Source organism: Streptomyces sp. NPDC059398, assembly GCF_042751845.1.
GTDB lineage: Bacteria > Actinomycetota > Actinomycetes > Streptomycetales > Streptomycetaceae > Streptomyces.
Window position 1 is genome coordinate 1 of record NZ_JBHYWP010000166.1, and the last position, 9,077, is coordinate 9,077.

The 9,077-nt window shown below is 71.6% G+C and carries 8 protein-coding genes and 2 pseudogenes; 5 read left to right on the forward strand and 5 right to left on the reverse strand.

The genetic code is table 11. From position 1 onward, the window contains the following. From ACFXBC_RS34135 to ACFXBC_RS34150, 4 genes and pseudogenes are all read right to left on the reverse strand, one after another. Positions 1-537 (reverse strand): annotated as a pseudogene (locus tag ACFXBC_RS34135) (regulator); the annotation flags it as partial. Between the two features lie 292 nt (positions 538-829). Then, a complete protein-coding gene (locus ACFXBC_RS34140) occupies positions 830-1,594 on the reverse strand; it encodes an SDR family oxidoreductase (RefSeq protein ID WP_385033675.1) in 765 nt (254 codons plus the stop codon). After that, the gene (locus ACFXBC_RS34145) at positions 1,591-2,256 is read right to left on the reverse strand and encodes a TetR/AcrR family transcriptional regulator (RefSeq protein WP_385033678.1); all 666 of its coding nucleotides are present in this window, start codon (positions 2,254-2,256) and stop codon (positions 1,591-1,593) included. Before ACFXBC_RS34145 ends, ACFXBC_RS34140 begins: the two co-directional genes overlap by 4 nt. A 74-nt stretch (positions 2,257-2,330) precedes the next feature. Further along, positions 2,331-3,080 carry a YqjF family protein gene (locus tag ACFXBC_RS34150; RefSeq protein ID WP_385033681.1) on the reverse strand — a complete coding sequence of 250 codons (750 nt, stop codon included), beginning with the start codon at positions 3,078-3,080 and terminating at the stop codon, positions 2,331-2,333. A 171-nt stretch (positions 3,081-3,251) separates the two neighbouring features. On the opposite strand from ACFXBC_RS34150, the gene ACFXBC_RS34155 reads away from it, so the two are divergent. Further along, entirely contained in the window at positions 3,252-4,112 is an 861-nt protein-coding gene (locus tag ACFXBC_RS34155) for a D-alanyl-D-alanine carboxypeptidase family protein (protein WP_385033683.1), read from the forward strand. 12 nt (positions 4,113-4,124) lie between these two features. Continuing rightward, positions 4,125-4,850, forward strand: a pseudogene (locus ACFXBC_RS34160) (aldo/keto reductase); the annotation flags it as partial. Between the two features lie 54 nt (positions 4,851-4,904). On the opposite strand, the gene ACFXBC_RS34165 reads toward ACFXBC_RS34160, so the two are convergent. After that, entirely contained in the window at positions 4,905-6,146 is a 1,242-nt protein-coding gene (locus ACFXBC_RS34165; RefSeq protein WP_385033686.1) for a serine hydrolase domain-containing protein, read from the reverse strand. A 153-nt stretch (positions 6,147-6,299) separates the two neighbouring features. Here ACFXBC_RS34165 and ACFXBC_RS34170 point away from each other — a divergent pair, with 153 nt between their 5' ends. From ACFXBC_RS34170 to ACFXBC_RS34180, 3 genes are all read left to right on the forward strand, one after another. Further along, positions 6,300-7,142 carry a DUF1206 domain-containing protein gene (locus ACFXBC_RS34170; RefSeq protein ID WP_385033689.1) on the forward strand — a complete coding sequence of 281 codons (843 nt, stop codon included), beginning with the start codon at positions 6,300-6,302 and terminating at the stop codon, positions 7,140-7,142. A gap of 193 nt (positions 7,143-7,335) precedes the next feature. Next, the gene (locus ACFXBC_RS34175; RefSeq protein WP_385033692.1) at positions 7,336-8,256 is read left to right on the forward strand and encodes an NADP-dependent oxidoreductase; all 921 of its coding nucleotides are present in this window, start codon (positions 7,336-7,338) and stop codon (positions 8,254-8,256) included. Then, complete coding sequence (locus ACFXBC_RS34180; RefSeq protein ID WP_385033695.1) at positions 8,253-9,014, forward strand: GNAT family N-acetyltransferase; 762 nt, start codon at positions 8,253-8,255, stop codon at positions 9,012-9,014. Before ACFXBC_RS34175 ends, ACFXBC_RS34180 begins: the two co-directional genes overlap by 4 nt. Positions 9,015-9,077: the final 63 nt, after the last annotated feature.

The window sequence follows — 9,077 nt, forward strand, 5'->3', positions numbered from 1 at the left end:
GGGGCGCGGCGCGGGGGGGCGGCCCCGGCGCAAGACCCGCTGGCCATCGCCGCCGTGGCGGACGCCGGCGAGCGGCGGCACGTCGAGGAGGTACTCGCCCGGTACACCGAGCGGCTCCCTGCTGGTCGCGAGCACGGACAGTCCCGGAGCCGCGCGCAGCAGCGCGCCCACGAGATCGCCGCACGCCGCGAGGATCCGCTCACAGCAGTCGAGGACCAGCAGCAGATTGCGGTCGGCCAGCCGTTCGCAGAGCGCTTCCACCGGGCGGGCCAGATCGTGGTCGAGGAGGCCGACGGCGTCGGAGACCGTGCCGATCAGGAGCCGTTCGTCGCAGAGGTGCGACAGGTCGGCCCACCACACCCCGTCGGCGTACCCGTCGCCGGCCTCCTCGGCAGCGCGCAACGCCAGCCGGCTCTTGCCGACCCCGCCGCCGCCCGTGAGAGTGACCAGCCGGTGCTTTTCGAGTGCCCGTGCCGCACGGCGCAGCTGGCCGGTCCTGCCGACAAAACTGGTCGCGACGACGGGAAGGTTTCCCACCACGGGTACATCTTGGACCCGGGGCGATCCCGGGCCGATACACGCGACGAGGAACGGCCAGAATTGGCCGATAGTGAATCGTGAACAATCAGATGGTGAAACAGAGTTGGCTGAATCTGTCGTCATCGGCTCCCGGTTTGCAGAGATCCCCGGCAGAGTGGACGATGCCTTCCGCGCGGAGCACCGGGAGGCGGAGCACCGGGAGGTTGCCGCGGTGGACCGCGGCCGGGCTGCCCCGCCGGCGGGCGTCAGGGTCTCCTCCGGCGGGACAGCGGCTCATGCCGTCACCGGCTCACTGGCCCATGACGTACTTGACGGTCGGTCCCGTGGTCCAGCCGCCGTCCACGGCCAGCTCGGCCCCGGTGACGTACGAGGCGGCGTCGGAGAGCAGGAACACCACGGCGCCCGCGATCTCCGGCGGCTCGCCGACCCGGCCCATCGGGGTGTTCGGGTAGTTCCCCTCACCCTTCTCGATGCCGACCGAGGCGGTCATCGGGGTGTATGTCATCCCGGGGTGCACGGAGTTGACCCGGATCCGCTCGGTGCCCAGCTCCACCGCACCGATCTTCGTCAGTCCGCGTACGCCCCACTTGGACGCGCCGTACCCGCCGGTGAGCGCCAGGCCCATCAGCCCAGCGGCCGACGAGATGTTGACGATCGAGCCGCCGCCGCTCTCCCTCATCGCGGGGATGACGGACTTCATCCCGATGAAGACGCCGGTGAGGTTGATGTCGAGCACCCGGCGGAAGCTCTCCACCGATGTGGTCTCCAGATACGCGCCGGCCGATATGCCCGCGTTGTTGACCAGCCCGTGCACCTCGCCGAACTCGGCGGTGGCGAACGCGACGACCCGCGTCCAGTCCTCCTCGGACGTGACATCGTGGTGCAGGAAGCGTGCCGCCGTGCCCAGTTCGGCCGCAGTGGCCGCGCCCTCCTCGTCGAGGACGTCGGTGATCACCACCCGGGCCCCGGCGTCGACCGCCTGGCGGGCCGCCTCGGCGCCCAGTCCACGGGCGCCGCCGGTGATGATGACCGTCTTTCCGGTGAGATCGTTCATGATTCAGTCCTTCGTTCTGCTCGGGCATCCGCTCCGTCCGGAGCTTCATGCGGTACGGGGGCCGTCAGCAGGGCGGCCGTCATCGAGACGAGATCGGCGAGGAACAGCCGCTCGCCGGTGAGAGGCTCCGCGCCGGTGAGGTACTGACGGGCGCGGTCCGCCATCGCGGCGCCGACCAGCGTCAGGGCCAGATCCACGCGCTCCAGCCGAACCGGCTCGGGAAGCGCCTCCAGGCAGGCATCGAGCCGGCCGATGAGCTGCCAGTAGACGGTGCCCTCGATCGTCGGATGCGGGGTGCGGGTGCGGACCCCGCTCTCATGGCTGAGCTGCGCGGAGACCTGCAGACAGCGCTGGCCGCGCTCGGTGCGCAGCTCGGTCGCCTCGGCCGCGACGAGCGCGGTGAGCAGTCCGTGCAGATCCTGTCCGCCGTCGCCGAGCAGCTCCGTCAGGACGGCTTCGGTGCGCCGCTGCCGTCCGGCCATCACGGTGTCGAGCAGACCGGCGCGTGAGCCGAAGTGATACTGCACGGCGGATGGATTGCTCTGTCCTGCCAGCCGGATGATGTCGCGCAGCTGTGCACCGTCGACGCCCTGGGCGGCGAAGATCTCCTCGGCCGCGCGGATCAGTTTCTCCCGGGTTCCGGGCCCTGATGTCCTTGCCATGCCAGCTATTCTAATGCTGGCCATTATTAATGGCGAACGGGCAGGTCAGTGCAGAGGTAACACGGGCGGGTGTGTCAGTCGGCGCGCCGAGGCCGTCCGAAGCGCACCGGGACGCCGGGGGAGTGGAGCACGCTGACCGGCTCGCCCACCGGGGCCGGGAGCCCGGCCGCCGCGACGAGGTTCTCGGCGCACCCGGTCAGCTCCGCCCGGTACAGCGGCCAGCGGGGGTGGGTGTTCGGCAGATACAGCGGACGGCCGAGCAGACTCGTGTGCAGCCCCCACCGGGCGGTCACGAAATGCTCCAGCTCGCTGGGCTCCCGTACGCGCTCCCCGACCCGGATCCCGATCCTGCTGTACGCGCCCCGAGGCCCCGGCCGGCGTCTGCGGCTCGTGTACGTGAGGTGGTCACCCTCGCGGTCCACGGTCATCCGGGACCATGCGTAGGGGAGCCGGAAGACCGTACGCCCCACGGTCACCGGGATCAGGCGGGCGGCGTCGAGCGAGCGGAACACCACGCCGCGCCGCCCCCGGCCGTCCACGGAGTACAGACGCACGTTGGTCTCCGGGAAGGTGCCCAGATACGGCACTCCGGGCAGCCCGAGCCAGCCGATCCGGTGCATACGGAAGGCGACGAGCCCCACGTACGTCACCCCGTCGAGGAGGTCGGGGAAGGTGCCGGGCGGCAGCAGCGGTGCCACGTCCGCCGGGTCGGCCGCCCAGTGCAGAAAGGCCAGATCCAGCCAGGACTGGGTGAGCAGCGGCCGGGGCTCCTCGCGGGGCGGGTCTGCCGTGATGGGTTCGGGGCTGCTCGGTCCGTACGGCACGACGTCAGCATGGCAGACCGCAGGCGCGCGGTGCCCGGAAAAATCCCGGGTCGCGCCGCATCCATCGGGCTCTCTCGTTCGTCTCATGTGCGAGCGGCACTCTCATGAGGCCGCGATGAAGCGGCATTTGGAGTATTCATCTTGAAAATCGGTATTCAGGGCATTCGTCGTATGTCTGTGGTCGTCGTGACCGCGGGAGCTGTATCGACGGCCGGGGCATTCGGCGCCTCGGCCCAGGCCGCCGCACCCAAGGCGCCCACGATCGTCGCCAAGGGCGGCTTCGTGATGAACAACGGCACGGCGAAGACGCTCTTCACCAAGGCCGCGGACACCCGCCGTTCCACCGGTTCCACCACCAAGATCATGACGATCCGGGTGGTGCTCGCGCAGAAGAACCTCAACCTGGATTCGAAGGTCACGGTCCAGAAGGCGTACAGCGACTACATCGTCTCCAAGAACGCGTCGTCGGCCCGGCTGATCGTCGGTGACAAGGTCACGGTCCGGCAGTTGCTGTACGGCCTGATGCTGCCGTCCGGCTGTGACGCGGCGTACGCGCTGGCCGACAAGTTCGGCACCGGTTCCACCCGGGCCGCGCGGGTGAAGTCGTTCATCGGGAAGATGAACTCCACCGCCAAGACGCTCGGCCTCAAGAACACCCACTTCGACTCGTTCGACGGCATTGGGAGTGGTGCCAACTACTCGACCCCGCGTGACCTGACGAAGCTCGCCAGCAACGCGATGAAGTACTCCACCTTCCGCACGGTCGTGAAGACCAAGTCGACCAAGCAGAAGGTCACGACGAAGAGCGGTGGCTACCGCTACATGTCGTGGACCAACACCAACAAGCTGCTCAGCAGCTACTCGGGCACCATCGGCCTGAAGACCGGGTCGGGCCCGGAGGCCAAGTACTGCCTGGTCTTCGCCGCCACCCGGGGTAGCAAGACCGTCATCGGTACCGTCCTCGCGTCCACATCGGAGGCGAACCGCACCGCGGACGCCAAGAAGCTGATGGACTACGGCTTCAAGAAGTAGCCTGCCCGCATTGCTGACGGGATCCTCGCCCGGCCGTCCGGCCGCGCGGGGACCCCGTTCGCGTATGCGTCGGGACTCCAGCGGCTCGGCACCGACCATGTGGACATCTACCGCCCGGCCCGGCTCGACCCGGAGGTCCCGGTCGAGGACACCGTCGGAGCCATCGCCGAGATGGTGGAGGCCGGCCATGTGCGCGGCATCGGACTCTCCGAGGTCGGTTCGGAGACCATCCGCCGGGCGCACGCCGTGCATCCGATCACCGATCTGCAGATCGAGTACTCACTGTTCAGCCGGGGCATCGAGTCCGGCATCCTCGACACCTGCCGCGAACTGGGCGTCGGGATCACGGCGTACGGAGTGCTCTCGCACGGGCTGCTCTCCGGCCACTGGAACCCACAGGGCGCCGACCCCCGTTCGCATCTGCCGCGCTTCCACGCGGACAACGTCGACGCCGACCTCGCGCTGGGCGACGCACTGCGCAAGGTCGCCGACGCCCGGGGTGCCACCGTGGCGCAACTGGCGATCGCCTGGGTGCTCGCCCAGGGCCGTGAGCACGGCGACATGGTCGCGCTGGTCGGCGCCAGGACCCCGCAGCGGCTGGCCGAAGGGCTCGGCGGGGCCGAACTGGTCCTCACCGATGATGACGTGGCCGCGATCGAAGAGGCTGTGCCCGCCTCCGCCGTCGCCGGCGAGCGCTACGCTCCGGCCCAGTTCGCGCAGCTCGACAGCGAGCGCTGACCCCTCGGGCGCCGCTTCTCGGAACCGGCCCGTCCGTGTCCCGGTGCGGCCCGCTCAGGCACCGGCCGCGTACCGCCAGAAGTCGCGCATCAGCGGGGGCGGCGTCGGCCCGGTCATCTCCACCTGGCTGAGCAGGATGGTCACCGTGCCGGTGGCCGGGACGATGTGCGCCGCCGTACCGGTACCGCCGATCCAGCCGTAGCGGCCGGGCACGTTCCACGGATCGGCGTCCGTGACGTCGACCGATCCGCCGAAGCCCCACCCCTGGCCCTCCAGGAAGAGGGTGCCTGACGCGCGCTGTTCCGGCGTCAGATGATTCGCGGTCATCAGACGCACCGAATCGGGCGACAGCAACTGCCGCCCGCCCGAGGCCCCTTCAGCGAGCAGCATCCGGGCGAACGCCAGCCAGTCACCGGCGGTCGAGAACAGCCCTCCGGCGCCGGGGGGGGGGCCGGGGAGGGGGGGGGCGCCCCCCCCCCGCGCGCGGGCGCGGGCGGGGGGGGGGGGGCGGGGCGAGAACCGCCCGCCGGCGCCGGCGGGGAACGCGGGAAGGCCGCCCCACGCCCCGTCGGCCGAGGCGACCGGTTCGAGGCCGCCGGGCGTGGGCCGGTAGAGGCCGGTGAGCCGGTGGCGTTCGGCGGCGGGGATCGCGAATCCGGTGTCGGTCATACCGAGCGGTTCGAAGATGCGCTCGGCCAGGAAGCCGGGGAGCGAGCTGCCGGAGACCCTGGCGATCAGCACCCCCAGAATGTCCGAGCAGGTGTTGTAGAGCCAGCCGTCCCCCGGCTGGTGCAGCAGAGGGATCCGGGAGAGCGCCGCCATCCACTCGTCCGGCGCCGGGACCGCTTCGGACTGCGGCGGGCCCTGCCGCAACTCGCTGAAGAGCAGCCCGACCGCGGGCAGCGAGAAGTCCGACGGGAATCCGTATCCCGCCCGGAAGGTGAGCAGATCCCGCACGGTGATGGCGCGGGCAGCGGGCACGACATCGTCCACCGGGCTGTCCGGCCTGCGTACGACCGAGGGCGAAGCCAGTTCCGGCAGCCACTGCCGGGCGACCGGCTCGTCGAGCGCGATCCGGCCCTCGTCGACCAGCATCATCACGGCCGCGGCGGTGACGGGCTTGGTGATCGAGGCGATACGGAAGACCGAGTCCCGGTCCATCGGCGCCGAGCCCCCGGTGTCCGAGGAGCCGGCCACCGCGAACTCGGCCCGGTCGCGGCCGCCCACCAGGGCCACCGCGCCGGGCACGGTACCCGCGTCGACGTACGTCGTGAGAAGTGTCTGCAAGCCGGTCATCGGTCCGCCTTCGTGAGCTGGGCTGTCAGGAGGGAGACCCCGGTCGCGGCGGAAAATCATCGGCCGGCACACTCCGCAGTCTGCCGCGCCCCGCACAGCCCCGCAGCGCGGAGGCCAGGCTTCGGCGGGCCGCCACGGGGCAACCGGTACGGCATGGACATCGGTACTGCATCAGCGCGCGGTCACAGACAGGCGAAACGGGCGGCGGACAGCACGGCGGTTGCGGCAGGAGCGCGGGCGGGATTCGCCGCACGGGGCGTGATCTACATCCTGGTCGGGGTGCTGGCCGTGCGGATCGCGTTCTCCGACGGCGGGGGAGCGCAGGCCGACCGCGGCGGGGCCATCGCCGAGATCGCACACCGGCCGTTCGGACACGTACTCCTCTGGGTCCTGGGGATCGCACTGGCCGGGATGGCCCTCTGGCGGCTGTCCGAGGCGCTGTTCGGCCAGGCGGGGCCGGATGGCACCAAGCCCGGCAAACGGGCCATGGCCGCGGGGCGCTGTGTCTTCTACGGCTTCGTCTCGTACGGAGTGCTGTCCTACGCGGCCGGTGACCGGGGGAGCGGCAGCGGATCGACGGACAAGAGGTCCCAGGACGTCACGGCGACAGCGCTGGGCTGGCCGGGAGGGCAGTGGATCGTCGGTGCCGCGGGGATCGCGGTGGCCGGCGCCGGACTGTGGATCGCCGCCCGCGCGGTCATGCGCAAGTACCGCAAGCACCTCAAGATGGCCGCGATGTCGAGGAACACCCGGCGGGCCGTGGACACCGTCGGGATGTTCGGCGGGGCTTCGCGCGGCATCATCTTCGCTGCCGCGGGCGGGTTCGCCGTCGTCGCGGCCGTCCACCACCAGGCCGGCCGGGCCAAGGGGATGGACGACACCCTGCGCTCGTTCACCGGCACTCCGGCCGGGCCGTGGCTGCTGGTGCTGGTGGCGGTCGGACTCGCCGCCTTCGGCGCGTTCTCCCTGGCGAACGCCCGGTGGCGCGAGGTGTGAGACCGGGGGCGTCGCCGTGGGGCCGCGTCACCGTGCCGTTGGCGGCCTCGCGTACGGCTGTCGGACCGGTGTCCCGGTAGCTCCTGGAACGGGTGCGGGCAGACGGGAATAGGCGCAGCCGGAATGGACTTCTCGCTGGAGGAACCACCGGCCGTGCGCAGGGCCGGTGCCCTGATCCGGAGTGAGGGAGTTCATGCCCAAGGCGTACGTATTCACCCGCAGCGGCGGCCCCGAGGTGGAGGCCCTGGCCGAGCTGGAGAGGCCGGTTCCCGGTCCGGGAGAGCTGCTCGTCGCCGTCCGGGCGGCCGGAGTGAACCCGGTGGACTGGAAACTCCGGACGGGATACCGCAGGCCCGGCAGCGCGGAGCCGTCGTTCCCCGAGGTCTTCGGCAGCGAGGCCGCGGGGACGGTGGTGGCGACAGGCCCCGGAGTGCAGGGGTTCGAACCGGGCCAGGCCGTCTTCGGTAACCCGGTGACCGGCGGCTACGCCGAGTACACCCTGATGCCCGTCGCCGTCACGGCGCACAAGCCCGCGGCGCTGCCGTTCACCGAAGCGGCTGCCCTGCCGGTCGCGGGAGCCACCGCGTACGACGGGATGCAGCAGCTCGACCCGGCGCCCGGCTCGACGCTGCTGGTCAACGGCGCGGGTGGCGGTGTGGGGGTGGCCGCGGTCCAGATCGCACGGCACCGCGGTGTCAAGGTCATCGGTACCGCGAGTGCGGAGAAGAAGGAGTTCGTGGAGGCGCTCGGCGCTGTGCACGTCCCCTCAGGGCCGGGCGTGGTGGACCGGGTACGGGCAGCCGCCGCGGACGGCGTCGACGCCGTCTTCGACCTTGTCGGCGGTGCGGCCCTCAAGGAGGTGGCCGCGCTGGTCGACGACCGGGCGAACCTCATCAGCGCGGGCGGCAAGGAGCTGGTGGTGGAGTTGGGCGGCGCTGCGGTCGTACGCGCCCGCAACGCGGCCGTACTCGACGCCGTGGCGCGCCTCGCCGTGGACGGCGCCCTGCGGGCCTGCGTCACCCGGACCTACCCGCTGGAGCAGGCGGCCGAAGCCCTGCGCGCGGTGGAGGGCGGGCACATCCGGGGCAAGATCGTGATCGAGGTGGCTCCGTGAGCGTCCCGCGGCCGGCCGGCGCCGCCCATCCCCTGGACGACCCGGTCCGCACCGCGCTGACCGGACCACACGCCCCCTTCGCGCGCTCACGGGGCCGCGTCCTGTGCTACCCGTCCGACGTGGCGCCCTGGTTCGTCACACCCGAGGCGCCCGAAGCGGCCGACTGGGCGGACGCCGCCGCGCTCGCGGGGCCCGGCGGGGCCGTCACGCTCACCGCGTTCAGCGAGCCGCCGCCCACCGACTGGGAAATCGTCTTCCACGCGCCGGGTGTCCAGCTCGTCGACGACGGCGTGGCCGCCGCCCCCGATCCGGAGGCCGTACGGCTGGGAGCTGACGATGTACCCGAGATGCTGGACCTGGTCGAACGGACCCGTCCTGGCCCCTTCCTGCCGCGCACGGTCGAACTCGGCAGCTACCTCGGCATCCGCCGCGAGGGCAGGCTCGTCGCGATGGCGGGTGAACGGATGCGGCCGCCGGGCTGGAGCGAGATCAGCGCGGTCTGCACGGACCCGCCCCAGCGCGGTCAGGGCCTCGGCACCCGGCTGATCCGCGCCGTCGCCCACGAGATCAGGGAGCGTGGCGACACGCCTTTCCTGCACGCCGCGGAGTCCAACACCAACGCCGTCCGGCTGTACGAGTCCCTGGGGTTCGGGCTCCGCCGCAGGACGGAGTTCCTCTCGGCACTCGTACCGCAGCACTTCGTGCGCGCCGACGCCGGCGCCGGGGAGGCGGACGTGCGCACGACGGTGGTGCACTGAAAACGGCGGTGTACTGAAGACCGCGGTGCGCCGGCGCCCGCAGCCGCCGGCGGGGGTTCCCAC